The organism is Desulfolithobacter sp. (assembly GCF_054025815.1).
In genome coordinates this window covers 324,403-346,256 of record NZ_JBPMMS010000034.1, presented here as the reverse complement: position 1 = coordinate 346,256, position 21,854 = coordinate 324,403, and the positions used below count along the sequence as shown (strand labels likewise).

Genomic DNA, 21,854 nt, shown 5'->3' with positions numbered 1-21,854 from the left:
GTCCAGCCCTTTCTTAACACTCTGTTTTCCCGTTTCTTTATATGGACACCGATACTATTAGGCTTGCATTACAGCCCCATGGGGAGTATAGAAAAGAGGATTATTCATCCGGGACCTCTGTAACACAAAGACGTATCATATTTCTCCGGCATTCTTTGGCCGAAAGAGAACCATAACCCTGATCACCCATGGCTGACGAAACACTCCATATCATTGTTACCGGAGAACAGGGCCGCGGCCGCACCTTTGTCCTCCGCACCAAAACGATCCGCAACTCCCTGCTGGGCATGCTTCTTCTGACCCTGCTCCTGGGCACAACATCCCTGCAGGGGCTACGCTACTTTCAGAAAAACCTTCACCTGGAAAGTAAAATTGCCACCCTTCACGCCCGTCTGGCCGACCGGGACAGTAAGCTGACAGCGCTCAATGCGGATCGAGAATCCCTGCACCAGCAGCTTGCCAAAGCAGCAGAAAGACAGTTGCAGCTTGAAGAAGAAAAAGAACAGCTTGCTGCATCCTTTGAAGAAAAAATCGCCGCTCTCAAGAAAGAACGGGAAGAGCTGCTGGCTACTTCCATAAACCGGCTGGACCAGCGAAGCCGCATTATCGAGACTGTCATGGATAAACTGGGAGTGGAGCTCAAAATAGAAGATGATCCGGAGCACAGTGGGGGCCTGTTCATTGCCATGGATGGCAAATATGGGGATAAGCTTCTTGGCCGGACCGACCACTACCTGGAAGTACTCAACCAGATACCGCTGGGCAGACCGGTCAATGCCAGCATCAGTTCCAGGTTTGGCCGCCGCACCGACCCGATGAACAAGAAGCAGGCCTTTCACTCCGGCATCGATTTCCGAAGCAATTACGGTGACAAGGTCCGGGCTACCGGCGACGCGGTAGTCAAGGTCTCATCGAGCAACAAGGGACTGGGCAAGTACATTATCCTGGACCATGGCAATGGCTACGAAACCGTCTTTGCCCATCTTAGCAAACGACTGGTCAAAAGGGGTGACAGGGTCACCCGCGGCCAGGTAATCGGGCTGGTGGGCAACACCGGTCGCAGCACCGGCGCCCATCTCCACTACGAGCTCCGACGCAACGGCCGGGCCATCAACCCGATGCCGTTTTTCACCCTTGCCGGGCTCGACCTCAACGCCAACAACTGATTACATGGTGCTGTTCAGCAAAAAAAACGATCTGGAAAAGGAGGAGGTACGCGCCTCCAAAGAGGCTATCTCCTCCATCATTGCCAAGGAAATGCAGATTACCGGAGAAATCCGGTTCAAGGGCAAGGCCCGGATTGACGGGACAGTGGACGGAAATATCAGCGGTGAATACCTGGTGCTCAGTGAAACCGGCAGGGTAAACGGAGATATTGTAGTCGACGCTCTGGTCTGTCACGGCACCATCGAGGGAAATATCCAGGCCAAACTGGTGACCGCCCACACCACGGCCATCATCCGCGGCCGCCTGGAATCAGCCAACCTCACCGTCGAATCCGGAGCATCCCTGGAGGGCGAGATCAAGGCCATACGTAAACAACAACCTTCCGGAGACAGATCAACACCTGCTTCATCCTCTCCGAAGAAACCGTCCTCCAATCCCAAGAGCACCTCTACTTAGTGCCTGGCCAAAAATGAGGATTTCGTCCGGGATCAGGTAAGCAAGCTCAAAGTCTGCGCTTATCTGCACGACTCCAAAAGACCATTTCAGGACAGACACTGGTTTGGGCCAGGAGGACCTTTACTTGCCGATACAGAAGCTGGAAAATATCGTATCCAGCACATCGTCTGGAGTGGTGATACCGACGATATCGCCAAGATAGTCCAGAGCCGCCTGCAATTCCACCGCCAGCAGGTCCGGTGGTGCAGACTGATCCAGGGCCCGGCGCAGCCTGGAGCTGGCCCGGGCCGCCTGTTCCAGAATCAACCGGTGGCGCAAGTTGGGTGCGCAGGCCGGCTGTTCCTGCAACCGGTCATCCCCGCCAAGGAACCTGCAACTCATTCGCTCCTCCAGGATATCCAGCCCCTGACCCTCCAGGACCGACACCCTGACGATCTCTTCTCCGGTAAATCTTTGTTCCAGGAGTTCAATATCCCCCCTGGCCGCCACATCGATCTTATTGAGGACGATAATCCGTTCCTTGTCGGCAATGGATTCGTACAGGGCCTGATCCTCCGCTTCCACCCCCCGGGATGCATCCGCCATGAAAAGGATAAGATCAGCCTCCCTGAACTTGCTCCTGGCCCGTTCGATTCCCAATTCTTCCACCTGATCAGCATCTTCCCTGATACCGGCGGTATCGACCAGAAACACCGGAACTCCATGAATAGAGACCACCTCTTCGATGGTATCCCTGGTGGTGCCGGGCACAGCGGTGACCAAGGCCCTGTCTTCGCGCAACAGGGCGTTGAGCAGGCTGGACTTACCCACATTGGGACGCCCGGCAATAACCACCTTCACCCCTTCGCGCAGGATTCGACCCCGATCTGCCTCGGCCAGCAACCGGGCCAGCGGCTCCTCCACATCCTGATACAGCCGCTCCTGCAAATGCGAAACATCGAGGATTTCCACGTCCTCATCGGGAAAATCGATCGCCACCTCGACCACGGCCAGAAGAGAAACCAGACCCTGGCGGATCCGTTCCACCCGGTCATAGAGCTCTCCCTGGAGCTGGTGAACGGCAAGCTGGACCCCGTCGCCGGTCCTGGCCTTGAGCAGGTCGATGACCGCCTCGGCCCGAGTGAGATCGATACGGCCGGCCAGAAAGGCGCGCTTGGTGAACTCACCTGGCTCGGCCGGTCGGGCACCGCACTCCATGACCGCGGCCAGAATCGACTGGAGAACCAGGTAGGACCCGTGACTGTGCAGCTCCACCACATCTTCCCTGGTATAGGTATGCGGAGCCCGCATATAAACAGCGAGAACCTCGTCCAGTACCTTTCCCTTCGAGTCGGTAATGGTGCCGTAATAAAGCTTGTGGCTTTCAAAGGCAGAGCGGGGTCGGGCTGGACTGAACAGCTTTTGCATAATACCAGGTGCCAGCGGCCCGCTGATGCGGATAATACCTATACCGCCGGTGCCGGGAGGAGTGGCAATGGCGGCAATAGTATCACTTACTGGAAGTACGGCCACCGGAGCGACCTCGACGGCGGGACTGGGAGCGGGATTTGCGGCCCTTGCCCGGCTTATAGATAAGCACTTTCTTGAACAACCCTTCTCCCACCGAGCGGGAACGGATTTCCTTGTCTTCCTGAAGCACCATATGCACCACTCGCCGCTCAGGAGGATTCAGGGCCGGTATGGCCTGGGTTTTACCATGTTCTTTGACCTGCTCGGCCAGTTCCAGAGCCCGCTCCTTAAGCTCCTGCATCCGCCGCTCACGGAAGTTGCCGACGTCAATGGTCAGCATGATCCGATCCGGCAGCCGCTGGCTCATCATCTTGCGAAGAAGATACTGGAGACTGTCCAGGGTCCGTCCGTCCTGGCCGACAATCGCCTCCTCATGCTCACCGGAAATATGACAGAGAACCGTATTCTCACTGAAACTTACCCGAACCTCGGAAGGATACCCCATCAGGACCAAAATCTGCTCGATATCCGCCTTTACAGCGGCCAGCATCTCTTCACCCGGAGGCTCAGGCGGTTCCTGGACCGATGCTGCTTTCCCGGTTACCGCGCTGTCCGCTGTCGGGGCCGGTACACATTCTTGCACGTCTGTACCTTCCCTGGAGGATGAAGAATCCGGGCTGGGCCGATCCTCGACCGCAGGGGCTGCAGGGGGGTGGACTGGTCCTTCTTCTACAGCAATCTCCCTGACTTTACCTTTGCCCTCGACAGGGGCAGGTTTGCGGACCCTTTTACCGGGCTTCTTTTTCTCCCCCGGGACATCCGCTTGCCGCCGGCCGGCACGGATATGTGCCTTTTTCCTGCAGAGTCCGAAAATTCCTGCCGAACCGGTCTCCAAAATTTCTATATCCAGTTCTTCCTGAGAAACGCCCAACTCCTGACAGGCCTTGTCTATGGCCTCGGGAACGTCGGATCCGTAAAAATCTTGTACTTTTGCCTTTGCCATCTATGACTCCTGTGCCAGAACTTATGCCTTACTGGTCTGCCGGTTGATGAGCTGCTGCTGCAGAATGGAAAGCAGGTTGTTGACAAACCAGTACAATACCAGCCCGGAGGCAAAATTGATAAACATGAAGGTAAAGAGGACCGGCAGCCACTGCATGATTTTTGCCTGGGTCGGATCGGCGGTGGTCGGAGTCATTTTCTGCTGCAGATACATGGACGCCCCCATGAGCAGGGTCAGCACCGGGATGCCGTGCAGCACAGGGATATCAATCCCGATCCACAGCCGGTCAGGGGCCGACAGGTCGGTGATCCAGAGCATGAACGGCGCATGACGCAACTCGATGGACATCAAGAGAACCTTGTAGAGGGCGAAGAAAAACGGAATCTGAAGCAACATCGGCAGACAACCGCCCAGGGGATTGACCTTGTACGTCCTGTACAGGGCCATCATTTCCTGGTTCATCCGCTGGGGATCATCCTTGTATTTCTCTTTGAGCTTGGCGACCTTGGGCTGCAGCTTCTGCATATTCTTCATGGACTTCATACCCTTGGAGGTAATGGGCCAGAAGATACCCTTAATCAGCACAGTGAGCAGGATAATGGCCACCCCATAATTGCCCACATAGTCATGGAAAAAATTGAGCAGCCAGAGCATGGGCTTGGCGATGATGTCAAACCAGCCGAAGTTGATGGCCCGGGAGAGTTCATACCCTGTCTCCTTGAGGATGGACAGTTTCTTGGGGCCGAAATACATCTTGTATTTAAACTCCTGCACCGCCCCGGGATCCAGATGGATCACTCCCTCGGCGACGATAGTGTGAACCTTGTCACCAGCCGCAGCCATGGTGACCATCCTGGTGGTGGGCTCCTGGGGAATAAGGGCACAGATGAAATAGTTGTCCTCGTAGGCCGCCCAGATAACATTTCCCTGGAGAGTCTCGACCCCCTGGCTCAGTTTCTTGCCCTTTACCTCATGGAGTTCGTCGTTGACCAGCGCCACTGGGCCGGAAAACATATAGCGGCTGGAGGCGGTTCCTTCGGTAAACGGTTTATTGGTCAGCACCATGGCCGGTGCGGCCTGAAAGGGAGTATCGCCGTTTTTCACCATGTAACTGATACCGACGAGATAAGTGGACGGATCAAAAACCAGGGTTCGGATCACCTCCACTCCGCCGGCCAGCCGGGCGGTCATTGTCAAGGTGGTGACCTGATCTTCCTGGCTCAGTGTGATATGGTCCCGGTCCGCCCGATACAGGGGCAGATTCTCCGCAGCCCCGTTATCCAGGGTAAAGAGTACTGGCAGGTCCAGGGGGCCTTGAGTCTTCACCAGCTGCATCAGGGGCGAATCCTGCCTGTTGTGCAGCTTGTATTTCTTGAGCTCAAAGCTCTTGAAACCACCACCCTGCTCACTGATGACCGCGGTATAGAGAGGTGTATCAATGACAATATCACGGGCATTGGGATTGGCCTCCACCTTTTCCACCCTGGCAACGGCCGCAGGCTCCTGTCCCGGAACCACCGCCGGGGCGGCAGGGGCGGTTTTTTTCACTGCTGAGGCCCCGGCGCCGGTATTGTTCTGCTCGGTCTGCTGCTGACCACCCTGCTGCTGAAGCGCCGGTTTGACAAAGAAAAACTGGTAGCCGATCAATACGAGAAACGAGAGAACAATGGCCAGAAAAGCCCTGTACATATCCATAATTATGTTCCTTTGTTATTACCTACAACACGAAAAAACCGGTCGCCATACATGGCCAGACCGGTAGTGTTCCACATACATGATACAGGTGGGGCTCCGCGGGCACAGTTCCTGCGACTGCACTGAAACAGACACCCCGCATGCCTTCCCCGATCAAGATCATCGCACCGGATCGTACCCGCCACGGGCAAAGGGGTGGCAGCGCAGAATGCGCCAGAGGGCGAGAAGCGATCCCCGGATCACACCGTGGCGACGCAAGGCCTCAATGGCATACTCTGAACACGTCGGGGTGTATCTGCAGCTTGGCGGGAAGAGGGGAGAGATGAAATACTGGTATCCTCGAAAACATCGGATACAGAACCGGGCCGCGATTCCGGGCTGTTTCCCTGCCCCTTCCAGGTCCGGACCTGAACGCATTGCACGAGCCATGGTGTCTATTTCCGTGCCTTGCCGGACGCCATCATTGCAGCCACGGTGGAGGTGACATCATGGGCACTGTCCAGACCAAAATCGGGCCGAACAGTGATAACGATATCGCTGTTTGAAGGATAGAGGTCCCTGTTGCAGCGAAAACTTTCCCTGATAATCCGTTTGATCCGGTTGCGCCGAACCGCTCCGCCAGTCTTTCTGTGCACGCTGATACCCAGCCGGTTGTATGGCAGGTCGTTTGGTCTGAAGATAATCTGCATTCCATGGCCACGCAGCCTCCTGCCCTGCCGGTATACCCGGTCAAACTCCCGTGATTTCCGCAGAAGATGAGCCTTCGGGAGCCGGAACCGTTCCACCCGGGTCAGACGGCCAGGCGCCTGCGCCCCTTGGCCCGACGGCTTTTGATCACCGCCTGTCCTGCCCGGGTACGCATCCGGACACGAAATCCATGGGTACGTTTACGTCTGGTATTGCTGGGCTGATACGTTCTTTTGCTCATGACTTTTTCCTTGTGATCTTTTCTGGTCCCGGCAGGTCGTTGCCGCTCTCTTAATCCACCTGTTATCGTACATTCCGTGATAAATATATGGCGCGTTCTTCAGCCTCGCGGCACACGTCAGTACCGGAGATCTGCAGACGACCTGTCCGGAGATGAAATTGCGTTGTGACAGCAGGAGTGCAACCGTCTCCGTGTCTTTCGGAATGGGTGAGCGGACAGCGATCTTGCCATTTACTTTATGAAAATTTTGTATTTTAATCACAGCCGACCATCCCTGTCAAATTATTTCCGTCACAAACGGTGTTTCAATGGACATAACCTGTTTCGAAGACATAGACTGGAACGCACTCTGGCACCTGGCCAGGAAAAAAAAATCATGGCGCTCCAAGGGAGCGACGGACTGGGACAGGAGGGCACCCTCCTTTGCCCGTCGTACCGCCAGCTCCATCTACACTGAAAAATTCCTCCAGCTGCTCCGGCCCGACCCTGGCTGGTCTGTGCTGGATGTGGGTTGCGGACCGGGCAGTCTCACCCTGCCCCTTGCCCAACAAGTTCGCAGGGTCACGGCCCTGGATTTTTCCCGGGCCATGCTGGACATCCTTGAACGGGACGCGGCCCGGCAGGATATCGACAACATAACTCCAGTCCACCTCTCCTGGACCGACGACTGGGGCTCCCACTGCCTCAAGCCCCACGACCTTGCCATCGCTTCACGCTCCATGTCTGTTCCCGACCTTCGCGAGGCCCTGGAAAAACTCAACTCCTTTGCCATCAAGCGGGTCTGCTTGACCGACCGGGTGGCTCACGGCCCCATGGACCCCGATGCCTTCGCTGCCCTGGGACGCAAACTGGAATCAGGACCCGATTACATTTATACGCTCAACCTCCTCTACCAGCTGGGACACCGTGCCACGGTGGATTTTATCGAACTGGAAAAGGAGCTCCTCTACAACTCCCTTGCCGAGGCCCTGGAAAGCTACACCTGGATGTTCAGAGACCTGACCGCCGGGGAACGGCAGCATCTGGAAGACTACGTCTGCTCCATCGCCACCTTCCACGGGAACGGCGAGGTCACCATCCGGCGCCAACATCCGCCCATCTGGGCCTTCATCAGCTGGAAACCGTGTCAGGAACGCAACTGAGGGTTCTCTTGCAAAGATTGTCACTTGGGCATATAATCGACCCCCGGCTGCGGGAACAATCTCCTGCTGCACTGTAAACAGGCGGTCCTGCAGGATATTCGATACTCTTGAAGGAGAAATTCCACGTGCGGATCATGATAGTCGGTGCCGGCCTGGTGGGCCAGTACCTGTGCGAAAAATTTTCCTCAGAAGGTCAAGAAGTTACCCTTATCGACCGGGACAAGGAAAAACTGCAGCGCCTGGAGCGGGAACTCAACATTCTCGTTGTACACGGCTCCGGTGCCTCGGCCCGGGTTCTGGCAGAAGCCGGCATCTCCAAAACCGACCTGTTCATTGCAGTCACCGACAGCGACGAGGTCAACCTGGTGGCCTGTTTCATGTCCCGCCAGTATGAGGTGACCACAAGAATTGCCCGGGTCAAAAGCGAAGATCTGCTCATGCCCGGCTCGGCTCTGAACGAAGACGCCCTGGGTATTGACCTGATCATCAGTCCGGATTGGGCCATGGCCGAGGAAATCATCAAACTCATCCATGTTTCCGAGGCCTTTGACACCGCCGAGTTCGCCGAGGGTCAGGTCATGCTGCTCGGCTACAGCGTGCACGAGAACCATCCCTTCATCGGGTTGTCTCTTTTTGAGCTCGGCCGCAGGCACGGCGCCCAGCAGTATGTAATGACCGCCATCATCCGCAACGGCGAGACCATCATTCCCCGGGGCGAGGACGTAATCCAGGCCGGAGACAAGATCTATCTCATGGTTCTGCGGCGCGACATGGCCAAAGTAGAACAGCTGTTCCATTTTGCCAGCCGGCTGCCCAAACGAGTCTTTATCATCGGCGGTGGCGATATCGGCTACATGGTGGCCCGTCAGCTCGAGGAACTGCATATCGATATCAAGATCGTCGAGGTTGACGAGGAACGATGCGAGTTCCTGTCCGAAAACCTGGCCCACTCCATTGTCCTCAACATGGACGGGCTCGAGGCCCACGATCTGCTGGAGGAGGGGATTGACCGGGCCGACCTGGTCATCGCGGTGACTGATTCGGCCACCACCAATATCCTGGCCTCCCTGCTGACCAAGCACCATGGCACAAAACGGTGCATTACCAAGATAACCCGCCACGACTTCATCCCCATGCTGGACAAGCTCGGCATCGACGTGGCCCTCAGCCCGCGTCAGGTTGCAGCAGACATGATCCTGCGCTATGTTCGCCGGGCGGATATCATCTCGGTGGCCACTATTCTGGACACCGATGCCGAGGTCATGGAAGTGACAGTACCGGACCACAAGCGGTTCGACAACGTTCCACTCAAGGACCTGGGCTGTCCCCGCGGCTCCGTGGTCGGCGCTATTGTCCGGAAACGGGAGGTTTTCATCCCCTCGGGTGAGAGCATAATCCGGCCAGGAGACAACCTGGTCATCTTTTTCACCAGGGACGCGGCCAGGGATGTGGAGAAATTCTTCAATCGTGATGCCTGAAATATCCTTTTCCTTCCTGATTCTTTCCAGGCTCAAGGACAACTGAAACGTACCTGTTATGCGAATCGGTGGTGTACTCAACCTCCTGGGCAAGCTGCTCATCATCCTGTCGCTGATGCTGCTCACCCCGGTGCCTTTTTCCATCTATTATAACGATGGAATGATGGCTACCTTTCTGGCCTGTTCCGGCCTTGGCCTGGTGGCCGGCACCATCCTGGTGGCCATTTTCCTGCCGGAAAAAGAACTGGGATACAAGGACGGTTTCGCCATTGTCGCCTTCAGCTGGCTGGCCCTGGCCCTGCTCGGTGCCCTGCCCTATCATATTTCCGGCCATGTGGGCTCGTTTATCGATGCCTTTTTCGAATCCATGTCCGGCTTCACCACCACTGGCTCGACCATCCTCAGCGATATCGAGATTCTCCCCAAGAGTCTTTTATTCTGGCGCACCATGACCCACTGGCTGGGCGGCATGGGGATTATCGTCCTGACCCTGGCCATCCTGCCCCTGCTTGGGATCGGCGGCATGCAACTCTTCCAGGCCGAAGTGCCCGGACCCACCAAGGATCGGCTGGCACCGCGCATCCAGGACACAGCCCGCATCCTCTGGTCGGTCTATCTGCTGATGACCGTCATGGAGACCGTACTTCTGATGTTGGGCGGGGTGGACTTTTTCAACGCTCTGACCCATTCGTTCGCCACCCTGGCCACCGGTGGATTTTCCAACCACAACGCCTCCATCGCCCAGTACCAGTCGCTCTACATCCAGTCGGTGATTATTCTCTTCATGTTCCTGGCCGGGGCCAACTTTTCCCTCCATTTCCTCATCCTGCGGGGCGACTTCAAAGCCTACTGGAAAAACGAGGAATTCCGCCTTTATCTGTCGATTATCCTGATCGCCACTCTGCTGATATTTACAGCCAATCAGTTCTCCGGCCTCTATGTTGAAGCCGGCCGCAACCTGCGCGACGTCCTCTTCCAGGTGGTCTCAATCATGACCACCACCGGTTTTGGCACTGCTGATTTTGATACCTGGCCGCCCTTTTCCCGTATCATGCTGGTTACCCTGATGTTTGTCGGCGGCTGCGCCGGCTCCACCGGCGGTGGGATCAAGGTGGTCCGCTTCCTCCTCTTCTTCAAGTACGCCCGTTCCCAGCTGCACAAACTGGTTCATCCCCGCCAGGTGGAGACCATCAAGCTGGGCAACACCCGGGTACCCCAAGACGTGATGATCGCTATTTTAAGCTTCTTTGCCATTTACCTGGCTGTTTTTCTCGTCGCCAGCCTGATCATCACCGCTCTCGGAGTGGACATCATCACCGGGCCAAGCGCGGTGATCGCCACCCTCAACAATATCGGCCCCGGGTTACACCTGGTGGGTCCGACCCAGAATTTCGGCCATCTACCGGACCTGGCCAAACTGGTGCTCATCTTCTGCATGCTGGCAGGCCGCCTGGAGCTCTACACCATCGCCATCCTGCTCACTCCTTTTTACTGGGAGATGACCCGGCGGCCGAAGCTGCGCTGGCAAAAAAGAACCACTGAACATAAATAACAGACCGTTCATTCACATATCCAGAGACAAAGAATCTCCATGCCATCCTCTGACAATCAGTATGATATCTGTGTCATCGGCGCCGGTCATGCCGGATGCGAGGCAGCCCTGGCCGCTGCCCGCATGGGCTGCCGAACCCTGGTCTGCATCATCAATGCCGACACCATTGGCGCCATGTCCTGCAACCCTGCCATCGGAGGCCTGGCCAAGGGACACCTGGTCAAGGAAATCGATGCCCTGGGCGGCGAGATGGCGAAAAACATCGATGCCACCGGTATTCAGTTCCGCCGCCTCAATACCTCGAAAGGACCGGCGGTCCGTTCTTCCAGGGCTCAGGCCGACCGGCTGCTCTACCGACTGCGCATGAAAAAGGTCCTGGAAAACCAGGCGAACCTGGAAATTCGCCAGACCGTCGTCGACGAAATTCTGGTCCGGGACAACGAGGTCACCGGAGTGCGGACCTCGCTGGACGAAATCATTCCGGTTCAGGCGGTGGTGGTGGCCACAGGTACTTTTTTAAACGGTCTCATTCACATCGGCCTGAAAAATTTCCCGGCCGGCCGGATGGGAGATGCGCCCTCAACCAGCCTCGCCCGCTGGTTTGCCCATATGAATTTTCGCATGGGAAGGATGAAAACCGGAACCGTCCCCCGGCTGGACGGCACCACCATCGATTACGCCAACCTGGAACCTCAGTACTCCGACGACCCGCCAGCCCTGTTCTCCTTTTCCAGCACCGGCAGCCCCCCCCTTCCCCAGCTGCCGTGCCACATCACCTACACCAATCAGCGCACCCACGAGATCATCCGGGCATCCATTGATCAGTCCCCCATGTACGCCGGCATTATCGAGGGTATCGGGGCCCGTTACTGTCCATCCATCGAGGACAAGGTAATGCGATTTCCGGACAAGGAACGTCACCAGGTTTTCCTGGAGCCGGAAGGACTTGATACTGTGGAAGTGTATCCCAACGGCATCCCCACCAGCCTGCCCCTGAAGACCCAGGTCGACATGATCCATTCCATTCCGGGGCTTGAAAAAGCCCGGATCATCCGGCCCGGTTATGCCATCGAGTACGACTTCATCGATCCCATGGAGCTTCGCCCCACCCTGGAAACCAAGCGGGTCCGGGGGTTGTTTCTTGCCGGACAGATCAACGGAACATCAGGATACGAGGAAGCAGCGGCCCAGGGGCTGATGGCCTCCATCAACGCGGTCCAGTATGTACGCGGCGACAAGCCGGTGATCCTGGACAGGTCCCAGGCTTACACCGGCGTGCTCATCGATGACCTGATCACGCTTGGCACCCGTGAACCCTACCGTCTGTTCACCTCCAGAGCGGAATACCGACTCCTGCTCCGCGAGGATAACGCAGACCTGCGGCTGCGGGAAATCGGTTACCGGCTTGGCCTGGTGGACAGGACGACCTGGGACAAGTTCCAGGAAAAGAAACACTCCATCGAAGAAGCGGCCCGGGTGCTGCGCAACACCCGACTGACCCCTCTGCCTGCGGTCAACGACCTGCTCGTTGAGCTCGGCTCAACCCCGATGACCCAGCCCCTGAACCTGGCCGATCTTCTTCGCCGACCTGAAATCCACCTGGGTCATGTACAGGCCCTGGCACGGCGAGCAGAAATCGAGCTGCCCTTTAACCTGGCTGAGCTGCCCTTTCGCGATGAGATAGAGATCGAAACCAAGTATGAGGGCTACATTCGACGCCAGGAAGAGCAGGTGGAACGATTCAAGAAACTGGAGCATATCCTCTTACCAGAAGACATGCCCTACGAGGCCCTCCCCGGACTCTCCAACGAAGTGGTGGAAAAGCTGACCACTGTCCAGCCGCGCTCCCTTGGACAGGCCTCGCGGATTTCCGGAGTTACGCCGGCGGCCATTTCGGTGCTCCAGATTCATCTGAAAAAAATGGGGAGGCTGTAGAACGATATGCTGCCCTATCCGAAAATTGACCCGGTGCTTATCCACCTGGGTCCGCTCCAGGTCCGCTGGTACGGACTCATGTACGTGCTGGGCTTTATCGCCACCTATGTACTGGTGAGCTTTCAGACCAGAAAGTTTCACTGGCAGGAGCTGGAGAAACGGCTCGACAATCTCAACCTGGTCCTCATCCTCGGCGTGATCCTGGGTGGCCGTCTGGGCTATGTGCTCTTCTACAACCCTTCCTATTACCTGAACCACCCCCTCCAGATACTCGCCACCTGGCAGGGTGGCATGTCGTTTCACGGCGGCTGCATCGGAGTGATTATAGCCGGGGCGATCTATTGCCGCCGTCATCAGCTCGACTTCTGGAAAACAGCGGATCTCTATGTAGTTACGGTCCCTGTCGGCCTGGGCCTGGGCCGGATCGGCAATTTTCTCAACGGTGAGCTGTTTGGCCGGGTCACCGATGTGCCCTGGGCCATGGTATTCCCCGGCGGCGGCCCGATACCCAGGCACCCCTCCCAGCTCTACGAAGCCTTTCTGGAAGGATTGGTCCTGTTTGTGGTTCTCTGGAGCCTGAAAAGCAGGCCGTGGCGGGAACAGCACCCGAACTGGCCCCATGGTTCCATGATGGCCCTTTTTCTCATCCTCTATGCGCTCGTGCGCATCTTTGTCGAACAGTTTCGCGAACCGGACCCGCAGCTGGGAACCGTTGCCCTGGGAATGACCATGGGACAGATCCTGAGTCTCCTCATGCTGGTCGGCGGTACCGTACTCTGGCTTGTGCGGATACAAACAAAAAAAGCGCCCCGGATATCCTGAACAGATATCCGGGCCGCTTCTTCGGAGAAAAAAGGTATCTGTACTGATGCAGACACCGGAAGACTACTGAATCTTCTGAACCAACTCCTTGCCGGGCCGGAACTTTACCGCCCGACGGGGTGGTATGCGTACTGCTTCACCGGTTTTGGGATTGCGACCGACCCGAGGCGCCCGGTCGACGATGGAAAAGCTGCCAAAACCCACCAGGGTAACCCGCTCTCCCTCTTCCATGGCCCTTGACATGGAAGCCAGCATCCCGTTAAGTCCCCGCTCTGCCGCCACCTTGCTGATATTGGCTGCACTGGCAATTGACTCGATAAGATCACTCTTGTTCATGATTCGTCCCTCCTATCGCTGTTTTTTTGACAGGCAATGCCTGTATCCACTCTTGCCCAGTCCTTTTCGTTGATTTAATTAAACAGCGACTGGCCCAAAAAACAATTGTGGGAGTTACCCATTCTTCAATAGGTAAATATACCTATAAAGCGCTGGCGCAGAAGAAAAAGGGAAGAATTTGAAACAGGGACTCAGTCAGGGACGACTATGGAGTTACGAACCACGTAATTAACCAGATCGACCGTATTTTTCATCTTGAACTTGCGCAGAAGGCTGGCCCGGTAATGGTCGATGGTCCGGGGGCTGAGACAGAGCAGTTCGGCCATCTTCCTGGAAGTATATCCCTTGACCACCAGGTGCAGCACCTGTTTTTCCCGGTCGGTCAATGGAACCGGCAAGACATCCCTTTTTTCCCGGAAGGCGGTGATCATCTCGTTGGTCACCTCCTGGGCAAGCTGGGGGGACATATAGATTTTCCCCTCCTGAACCGTGCGGATGGCATTCAAAAGCTCGGTATCAGAATCATCCTTCATCAGGTAGCCGTGGGCCCCGGCCGAAATCGTATGATAAAAATACTGGCTGTTGCGATGCATGGTCAGGATGAGAATCCTGACCTCAGGGTACAGCTCCCTGAGCTTCCCCAGAACCTCGAGTCCGTTGAGCCCGGGCATGGAGATATCGAGAATGATCATGTCCGGCCGGGCCTGTTCCAGCAGCTTGAGCAGCTCGTGGCCGTCAGCCGCTTCGCCCATGACCTCGAAACTGGATTCCTGCATGATGATCGACTTGATACCCTGTCGGATCAACCCATGGTCATCGGCCAGTATGATACGATAGGATTTCATGACTGAGAGCTCAAGATCGGTTTGCTTAGAAAATTATCTGTCCAGGACAGCCTCATACATGCAGCCATCGATTTTCAGAGAAACGTCAGGCTGACCGGACAATGATCCGAGCCAGCCACCTCGTCGTGGATCGCAGCCCCCCGTATCCGGTCCCGGCTGGCGGGATCCACCAGAAAATAATCGATCCGCCAGCCGATGTTCCTTACCCGGGCATTGAATCGATAACTCCACCAGGTATAACAGCCGGGATCCTGGTTAAACTGGCGAAATGTATCCACGTAACCGGCACCGACCATTTCGTCCATCCAGGCCCGCTCCTCAGAGGTGAAACCGGGATTTTTCACATTGGAATCCGGATTGGCCAGATCAATCTCCCGATGGGCTACGTTGAAATCTCCGCCGACCACGACACTTTTCTTTTCGGCAAGAAGATCCAGATACCGGCGCACAGCCCGATTGAAGGCCAGCTTAAAATCCAGTCGTTTAAGGCCATGCTGGGCGTTGGGGAAATAGATATTGACGAAATAGAACGAATCAAACTCCAGGGTCAATACCCGCCCCTCGTGATCAAACTCTTCCCGGCCAACTCCGTACACGACATCCAGGGGCTCTTTTCGGGTGTAGATTGCGGTGCCGGAATAGCCCTTCTTTTCGGCCGGATACCAGAAGGCATGGTATCCCTTGACCTCTCTCAGCTCTTCCGGGAGCTGTTCCGGCATGGCCTTGATCTCCTGGATGGCGAAAATGTCTGCATTGAGCTCGTGGAAGCTGTCCAGGAAACCTTTTTTATGGGCAGCCCGCAACCCGTTGACATTCCAGGAAACAAATCGTTGTCCCATTTTATTGCCCTCTTTTTTTCGTGCCCCGTCAGCCACTACGTTCCTCGGCGTGATACCGATCCTGGGACAGTAACGAGCCACAACGCATTGATCGCAGTGGGGCAGCCTCGGCTTACAGGTTCCCTGGCCAAAAGCCACCAGGATGGAGTTGACCTTGAGCCAGTACCCGGACGGTAGTTTCTCCCTCAAAGCCATTTCGGTCTGCAACGGAGTGGACGTGGCGACATAGCCCCAGATGTTCATGATCCGGTGCACATGGGTGTCCACACAGATGGCCGGTTTGCCGAAAGCGACCGCCACCACCAGATTGGCGGTTTTGCGGCCGACTCCCGGCAGCCTGACAAGATCCTCAACCCGATCAGGTATCCGACCGCCGAACATATTGGCAAGGGCCGGCGGCAGCTTACTAAGATACCGGGCTTTGTTACGGAAAAAACCCACCGGATAGATGAGCTTCTCCAGCTCTTCCACGGACAGCCGGGCCAGCTCACCGGGTGTCGATGCCCGGGCAAAAAGCCGTCTACTCGCAGCGGCCGTCACCTCGTCCCTGGTCCGGGCAGACAGGGTGGTGGCCACCAAGACCTTGAACGGATCCCCTGTCTGAGCGGCGATAAGGTCGACCACCGGAACCTGGTAGTCCCTCACCTCTTCCTCAAGAAGAGAGAGAACCTGCTCAATGGGAAAGGTCATTCTTCACCTGCCTTACGTCAAAAACCGGTCCTCCAGCAGGACGGTAATCAGCAAAATCTTTCACCCGCCCGCCCTGATCCACATCTGACCGGCTAACCCAAATTGTCCTATATTATCAAAAACCTCATCCCGCGCCAACTACCTTCCTCGGCAAACCACAGGCTCTGGCCGCTCCGGAGAACCTGACCACTGAGGACCCATTCATTTTTCGTTCGTTTCCGCTTGACTTTGTTGGCAACAATGCTATGACTTAAGATGGTTTGCAAGGTTTTTTAATTTCCACCTCAACGATACAACAGTAACAGTAATGTTCTCCGGTCCACTGTTCTGCCAAAGACAGTGTGAGCGGCAGTGCATAGTTTTGTCCTGTGCACCAGTCGGTATACGGTAACGGAAATCAGGGTGTATAATGCGGCTGAGCCAGCGATGGAGCGTGGGTGCCACTGCGTTCCAATCCAAAATTCCTTCGAGTCTCCTGGACTCGTTTGCCCGCCGGCCATTCTCTTCTTTAAAACCAGAGCCGGGACCTGCAAAAGAGGTCCGCTCAGGTACGATACACGCCAACCATTATCACAACTGACTGCCCATGGAATCAAGCACCTTCTTTTCAAGGGTCTGATCCTGACCTGTACTGTCTGCCCGGAGGGCATTCTGTATACCGGTATCATTGAGATCCCTGTTCTATTTCACCGAGGAGGAGAAGTACATGGAGAGTAAACAAAATATCAGAGCTGACGAAGCGATAGAACGGTTGCTGGAGGGAAACCGTCGCTTTGTTACTGCTGAGATCACCCATCCGCACCAGGATCCAACTCGTCGCATGGCCCTGAATCAGGGACAGGCTCCGTTTGCCGCCGTGCTGGCCTGTGCCGATTCCCGGGTTCCGCCCGAGGTAATCTTCGACCAGGGCCTGGGAGATCTTTTCGTGGTCCGGGTTGCCGGCAACATTATCAACGATCAGATACTGGGAAGTCTGGAATATGCCTGCGGTCATCTGGGCACCCCCCTGATCATGGTCATGGCCCACTCGTGCTGCGGGGGCATCGGCGCAGTTGCCAGCGGAGCAGAACTGGAAGGCCACATCGCCAGCCTGGTCCCGGAAATTCAGCCGGCCGTGGAGCGGGTCAAGGGACAGCCCGGCGACCTGGTGGACAACGCGGCCATGGAAGTGGCCCGTACGACAGCGGAAAAGCTGAGACACTCGGAACCGGTTCTTAAAAAGCTGGTGGCAGACGGCAGGGTCAAGGTCGTATCGGCTTTTTACGAGTTGGAATCGGGCGAAGTGAAGCTGCTCTAACCTGGTTGGATCATATTGCCGCACAGTCCTGCCTCAGCAGATAGCGAAGACTTCAAAGCATAAAAATCAACCTGTTCTTACTTAGGAAGACTGCCAATGATATTTAAAATTTTTCCGTTTCTTCTCTGGTTCAAGGGCTACAAACCAAACGACTTCAAACTGGACCTGGTGGCCGGCGTCACAGTAGCCCTGGTACTCATCCCCCAGTCCATGGCCTACGCCCAGCTTGCCGGACTGCCGGCCTACTACGGCCTGTACGCCGCATTTCTGCCACCCATGGTCGCCGCCCTGTTCGGGTCCAGCCGCCAATTAGCCACCGGGCCGGTGGCCGTGGTCTCACTGATGTCCGCGGCATCCCTGGAGCCCCTGGCAACAGCAGGGTCCCCTGAATTCATCGCCTACTCGGTGATACTCGCCCTGGTCGTTGGTCTTTTCCAGTTTTCCCTGGGTATTCTCCAACTGGGACTGGTGGTCAACTTTCTCTCCCATCCCGTTGTCAACGGCTTCTCCAATGCGGCAGCGATCATTATTGCCTCGTCCCAGTTTTCCAAATTTTTCGGCGTCTATGTCGACAAGGCACCGCATCATTACGAAACCCTGATCCGCGTAGCCAAAGCGGCCATGGACTACACCCACATCCCCACGCTGCTCTACGGTGTCAGCGCGGTGATCATCATGGTGGTCCTGAAAAAAATCAATCCCCGCATCCCCAATGTGCTGGTGGCGGTCATGATCACCACAATCCTGTCTTATCTCACCGGTTTCAATCATGATGCCGCGGTGGACGTTTCGAAAATCCGCCACCCTGAACTCAAAGAAATTATTCAGGATTACAATCAGACAGTAGAAAAAATCAAGGCCATCGGCAACGAACGGGCCGCTCTTGGACTTAAACTCGACGAACTGAAAAAGGAACTTAAGGAATCAAAAGGGCACGGACTTCCCATTGAACTCATCAAACTGGAGAGCGAAATAGAAATTCTCACCGCCATGATGGCTGAGTCCAAACAACATGCCCATGAACTGCGCTATCAGCTGCGGCACCTGAAATTCGCCGGGGTCGAGGAAGGAGACCAGCTGGTCTTCTATCCCAAGGACAAGGTACCGCCCGGGATGACCGCCGACGGCCGGACCTGGCGGATCAAGGTCAAAAACAACCCCCTGGATCTGACCAGGTTGAACATGATGGGCGGCGGGGCCGTGGTCGGCAAGATTCCCGAAGGTCTGCCCTCCTTTGCCGTTCCCGAACTGACCGCAAAAACTTTTTTCAAACTGCTGCCCTCAGCGGTCATCATCTCCCTGCTGGGCTTCATGGAGGCCATTGCCATTGCCAAGGCCATGGCCGCCAAAACCGGTCAAAAGCTGGACCCGAACCAGGAACTCATAGGCCAGGGGTTGGCCAACATAGTCGGCTCCATGGGCCAGAGTTACGCGGTTTCCGGCTCCTTTTCCCGCTCGGCCGTCAACCTGCAGGCCGGAGCTGTTTCCGGCGTATCTTCAGTTGTCACCTCGCTGATGGTGGTCATCACCCTTCTTTTCCTGACCCCGCTGCTCTACCACCTGCCCCAGGCAGTTCTGGCTGCGGTCATCATGATGGCGGTCATCGGACTGGTCAACACCAAGGGTTTTGTCCATGCCTGGAAGGCCCAGTGGTATGACGGCGCCATCTCTGTCATTACATTCATCGTCACCCTGGCCTATGCTCCGCATCTCGACAAGGGCATCATGGTCGGAGTGGCCCTCTCCATGGGTGTTTTCCTTTACAAATCCATGCGCCCGGTAGTGGCGGAGCTGTCCATGCACGAAGACAAAGTTCTCAAGAGTGCAGAGCATTACCGGCTCAAGGGCTGTCGCCACATATCGGTTGTCCGCTTTGACGGCGCGCTGTTCTTTGCCAATGCCAGCTACCTGGACGAGCAGGTGGCCAAGTTTCGGACCGAGCACCCGGAACTGCGCTATATCCTGCTGGACGCCAGGGGAATAAACGACATGGATGCCTCGGGTGAAGAGGCTCTGGCCCTGCTGGTGGACCGGGTTCGTGCCGCAGGTCTTGGATTTGCCATGTCCGGGGTCAAAGGCCAGGTTATGGCGGTTATGGAGCGAACTGGTCTCCTGGGCAAAATCGGACAGGAAAGTCTCTACCCGGATACAGAGAGCGCGGTCGCCGACCTTATCGACAAGGTTCATAACGAGATGGGAGTCGATGAAGACGGATGCAAGGACTGCCCCCTGACCCACTACGTGCCCAGAACGACCTGATCCGACAGTCCGGATTCAGCACCAAAAAAGCGGGCCCGCGGGCCCGCTTTTTTGGTGCCTCAAAAGAACAAATCAGCGTCCATGGGCATAATAATATTTCTGCTGGTACTCGTAAGAACCAAACATCCTGGCTTCCAGAACATTGGTCTTGTAGGCATTGAAGACCAGCCCGACAATCTTGTCCCGGCCGATGAGCTCCACCAGATCCTGAACATACTCCCTCCGGCTTCCTCCCCAGCGAACCACCAGGACCACACCATCCACATGCTGAGCCAGGATGGCGGTTTCTGAGGCAGCCTGCATGGGCGGACTGTCAAAGAGGATGATCCGATCGTCGTAACGGGAAGTCAGTTCATCGACCAGCCGGCCCATGGTTCCGGAACCAAGCAGTTCCGATGGATTGACCGGCGGAGGCCCGGCAGGAATAAGTGAAAGTTTGTCGACCCCGGCCTTGAGGATAATCTCACCCACATCGTCCCGGTCACGGAGAAAATTGACCAGCCCCTGGTCATTGGGAAGTCCGAACAGGTCGTGGAGAGCAGGCTTGCGCAGATCACAGTCCACCATCAGGGCATACTGATCCACCCCCTGGGCCAGAACCACTCCAAGATTGGCGCAGACAAAGCTCTTTCCTTCGCCAGGAGAGGCGCTGGTGATCAGCAGGCTGCGTGGCGGATCACCCTGGAAAGGGTGAAGGATCCTGGTCCGCAGAGTACGAAAACTTTCCGCCACCGGAGCATTGGTGATGGAGGCGTTGACCAGCCGCTCGTCCCAGTTTCCGGCCACAGGCCCGGGCACTTTCCCGGCCGGTCGTTTTAGCTCTTTTTTCCTTTTTCTGCCGGATTTCGGCTCCTCGGGAGGTGAAGGAGTGGGCCTTGAGCGGGACAATTCTTCAGCCGATCCGGCCTTTTCCAGTGCATCAAAAACCTTTCCCATGCAAGCCTCCAGCTAAACGTTCTAAAAATAAATGAAGAGTATCCCGCCACTGGGGCGGCAGGATAAACTGCAGCGGAGAATAGGGCCTGAGCTGAGGGATAGCTTCCACCACCGCAAAGCCAAGCAGCAGCAGAAGAAGCACTGTCAGACTGCGGCCAGCGAGCCCTCTCTTCCCTGGATCTTTTTTCTGCTGAACCGGCAGGGGCAAGGATGTTTCCTCTCCGGGAAAATGCAGTTCACCAATACACTCCCGGATAATGTCCCCGTCTATGATCGATTTTTCCCTGGCAAATCCGGTGAGCAGAGCATGATCACAGATAATATTGATCAACCGCGGGGTACCTTTGCTCGCCTGATAGATGAGGTCCATGGCCTCGCTGGTGAACAGGTCAAGGTGCCGCCCCCCGGCCCGGCGCAGACGAAAGAGGATATACTGCCGAGTCTCCCCGGAATCGAACGGCCTGAGATGAAATCGCATCCCGATCCGCTGACGCAGGGGCAGCAACCGGTCATCGGACATCCGGACGTTCAGCTCCGGCTGCCCAACCAGGAAAATCGACAGGACCTCACGTCCCTGCCGGTCCTGATTGGACAACAGCCTGATCTCTTCCAGAAGCTCCACCGGCAGAACGTGGGCTTCGTCCACGATCAACAGGACCTTTTCCTGCCGCTCCTGACACTCCATGAGAAAATCGGCGAAAGCGAGGAGAAAGGCGGCCTTGTTACCCTGAAAGCTCAGGCCGAAGTAGTGGCAGATGTAGGTGAAAAACTCTTCCCGCTCCAGAACAGGATTGTTGAGCATGCAGATATGGACCTGCCTGTCCAGCGAGGCCACCAGCGCCTGGAGCAGGGTGCTCTTGCCGGTCCCCACATCACCTGTCAGGACCAGAAACCCCTTGCTCGACATCACCCCGTAGCGCAGGATGGCCAGGGCCTCCTGGTGGGGCTCGCTCATGTAGACCACTTCTGGATCCGGGGAGAGCTCAAAAGGCTTTCTGGATAATCCGTAATATTGTCGATACATG

General features: G+C 56.3%; 20 protein-coding genes. 9 read left to right on the top strand and 11 right to left on the bottom strand.

Features of this window, described 5'->3' with window-relative positions; genetic code table 11:
• The first annotated feature begins 188 nt into the window (after positions 1-188).
• Positions 189-1,166, top strand: a complete 978-nt coding sequence (locus tag ACXJJY_RS09690) for a M23 family metallopeptidase (protein WP_456387316.1) — start codon at positions 189-191, stop codon at positions 1,164-1,166.
• A 4-nt stretch (positions 1,167-1,170) separates the two neighbouring features.
• Entirely contained in the window at positions 1,171-1,623 is a 453-nt protein-coding gene (locus tag ACXJJY_RS09685) for a bactofilin family protein (RefSeq protein WP_456387315.1), read from the top strand.
• A 120-nt stretch (positions 1,624-1,743) separates the two neighbouring features.
• On the opposite strand, the gene mnmE is transcribed toward ACXJJY_RS09685, so the two are convergent.
• The 6 genes from mnmE to rpmH all read right to left on the bottom strand — a co-directional run bounded on the left by mnmE (position 1,744) and on the right by rpmH (position 6,698).
• Complete coding sequence (gene mnmE / locus ACXJJY_RS09680) at positions 1,744-3,135, bottom strand: tRNA uridine-5-carboxymethylaminomethyl(34) synthesis GTPase MnmE (protein WP_456387314.1); 1,392 nt, start codon at positions 3,133-3,135, stop codon at positions 1,744-1,746.
• Positions 3,113-4,075 carry a Jag family protein gene (locus ACXJJY_RS09675; RefSeq protein WP_456387313.1) on the bottom strand — a complete coding sequence of 321 codons (963 nt, stop codon included), beginning with the start codon at positions 4,073-4,075 and terminating at the stop codon, positions 3,113-3,115. Before ACXJJY_RS09675 ends, mnmE begins: the two co-directional genes overlap by 23 nt.
• A gap of 21 nt (positions 4,076-4,096) precedes the next feature.
• Positions 4,097-5,770 carry a membrane protein insertase YidC gene (gene yidC, locus ACXJJY_RS09670; RefSeq protein ID WP_456387312.1) on the bottom strand — a complete coding sequence of 558 codons (1,674 nt, stop codon included), beginning with the start codon at positions 5,768-5,770 and terminating at the stop codon, positions 4,097-4,099.
• A gap of 159 nt (positions 5,771-5,929) precedes the next feature.
• Entirely contained in the window at positions 5,930-6,199 is a 270-nt protein-coding gene (yidD, locus tag ACXJJY_RS09665) for a membrane protein insertion efficiency factor YidD (RefSeq protein ID WP_456387311.1), read from the bottom strand.
• Between the two features lie 5 nt (positions 6,200-6,204).
• Complete coding sequence (gene rnpA / locus ACXJJY_RS09660) at positions 6,205-6,555, bottom strand: ribonuclease P protein component (protein ID WP_456387310.1); 351 nt, start codon at positions 6,553-6,555, stop codon at positions 6,205-6,207.
• Positions 6,556-6,560: 5 nt separating this feature from the next.
• A complete protein-coding gene (gene rpmH / locus ACXJJY_RS09655; RefSeq protein WP_267926839.1) occupies positions 6,561-6,698 on the bottom strand; it encodes a 50S ribosomal protein L34 in 138 nt (45 codons plus the stop codon).
• A gap of 308 nt (positions 6,699-7,006) precedes the next feature.
• Between rpmH and ACXJJY_RS09650 the strand changes: the two genes are divergently transcribed.
• From ACXJJY_RS09650 to lgt, 5 genes are all read left to right on the top strand, one after another.
• Positions 7,007-7,840, top strand: a complete 834-nt coding sequence (locus ACXJJY_RS09650; RefSeq protein ID WP_456387309.1) for a class I SAM-dependent methyltransferase — start codon at positions 7,007-7,009, stop codon at positions 7,838-7,840.
• A gap of 134 nt (positions 7,841-7,974) precedes the next feature.
• Positions 7,975-9,318 carry a Trk system potassium transporter TrkA gene (trkA, locus tag ACXJJY_RS09645; RefSeq protein ID WP_456387371.1) on the top strand — a complete coding sequence of 448 codons (1,344 nt, stop codon included), beginning with the start codon at positions 7,975-7,977 and terminating at the stop codon, positions 9,316-9,318.
• A gap of 58 nt (positions 9,319-9,376) precedes the next feature.
• Complete coding sequence (locus ACXJJY_RS09640; protein WP_456387308.1) at positions 9,377-10,870, top strand: TrkH family potassium uptake protein; 1,494 nt, start codon at positions 9,377-9,379, stop codon at positions 10,868-10,870.
• 39 nt (positions 10,871-10,909) lie between these two features.
• Complete coding sequence (mnmG, locus tag ACXJJY_RS09635; protein WP_456387306.1) at positions 10,910-12,805, top strand: tRNA uridine-5-carboxymethylaminomethyl(34) synthesis enzyme MnmG; 1,896 nt, start codon at positions 10,910-10,912, stop codon at positions 12,803-12,805.
• A 6-nt stretch (positions 12,806-12,811) separates the two neighbouring features.
• Positions 12,812-13,627, top strand: coding sequence for a prolipoprotein diacylglyceryl transferase (lgt, locus tag ACXJJY_RS09630; RefSeq protein WP_456387305.1), 816 nt, complete (start codon positions 12,812-12,814; stop codon positions 13,625-13,627).
• Between the two features lie 63 nt (positions 13,628-13,690).
• Here the strand turns inward: lgt and ACXJJY_RS09625 are convergent, their stop codons facing one another.
• The 3 genes from ACXJJY_RS09625 to ACXJJY_RS09615 form a co-directional block, all read right to left on the bottom strand.
• Positions 13,691-13,963, bottom strand: coding sequence for an HU family DNA-binding protein (locus tag ACXJJY_RS09625; protein WP_456387304.1), 273 nt, complete (start codon positions 13,961-13,963; stop codon positions 13,691-13,693).
• 191 nt (positions 13,964-14,154) lie between these two features.
• Positions 14,155-14,808 carry a response regulator gene (locus ACXJJY_RS09620; protein ID WP_456387303.1) on the bottom strand — a complete coding sequence of 218 codons (654 nt, stop codon included), beginning with the start codon at positions 14,806-14,808 and terminating at the stop codon, positions 14,155-14,157.
• A 74-nt stretch (positions 14,809-14,882) separates the two neighbouring features.
• Positions 14,883-16,337 (bottom strand): exodeoxyribonuclease III, encoded by a 1,455-nt coding sequence (locus ACXJJY_RS09615; protein ID WP_456387302.1) that lies wholly within the window; start codon positions 16,335-16,337, stop codon positions 14,883-14,885.
• A 706-nt stretch (positions 16,338-17,043) separates the two neighbouring features.
• Here ACXJJY_RS09615 and ACXJJY_RS09610 point away from each other — a divergent pair.
• Both ACXJJY_RS09610 and ACXJJY_RS09605 read left to right on the top strand, forming a co-directional pair.
• The gene (locus ACXJJY_RS09610; RefSeq protein WP_456387301.1) at positions 17,044-17,634 is read left to right on the top strand and encodes a carbonic anhydrase; all 591 of its coding nucleotides are present in this window, start codon (positions 17,044-17,046) and stop codon (positions 17,632-17,634) included.
• Between the two features lie 96 nt (positions 17,635-17,730).
• Complete coding sequence (locus ACXJJY_RS09605; protein ID WP_456387300.1) at positions 17,731-19,893, top strand: SulP family inorganic anion transporter; 2,163 nt, start codon at positions 17,731-17,733, stop codon at positions 19,891-19,893.
• 72 nt (positions 19,894-19,965) lie between these two features.
• On the opposite strand, the gene ACXJJY_RS09600 is transcribed toward ACXJJY_RS09605, so the two are convergent.
• Positions 19,966-20,829 (bottom strand): CpsD/CapB family tyrosine-protein kinase, encoded by an 864-nt coding sequence (locus ACXJJY_RS09600; protein ID WP_456387299.1) that lies wholly within the window; start codon positions 20,827-20,829, stop codon positions 19,966-19,968.
• On the bottom strand, positions 20,813-21,853 hold the full coding sequence (locus ACXJJY_RS09595) for an ExeA family protein (RefSeq protein WP_456387297.1): 1,041 nt from the start codon (positions 21,851-21,853) through the stop codon (positions 20,813-20,815). Before ACXJJY_RS09595 ends, ACXJJY_RS09600 begins: the two co-directional genes overlap by 17 nt.
• Position 21,854 lies beyond the last annotated feature (1 nt).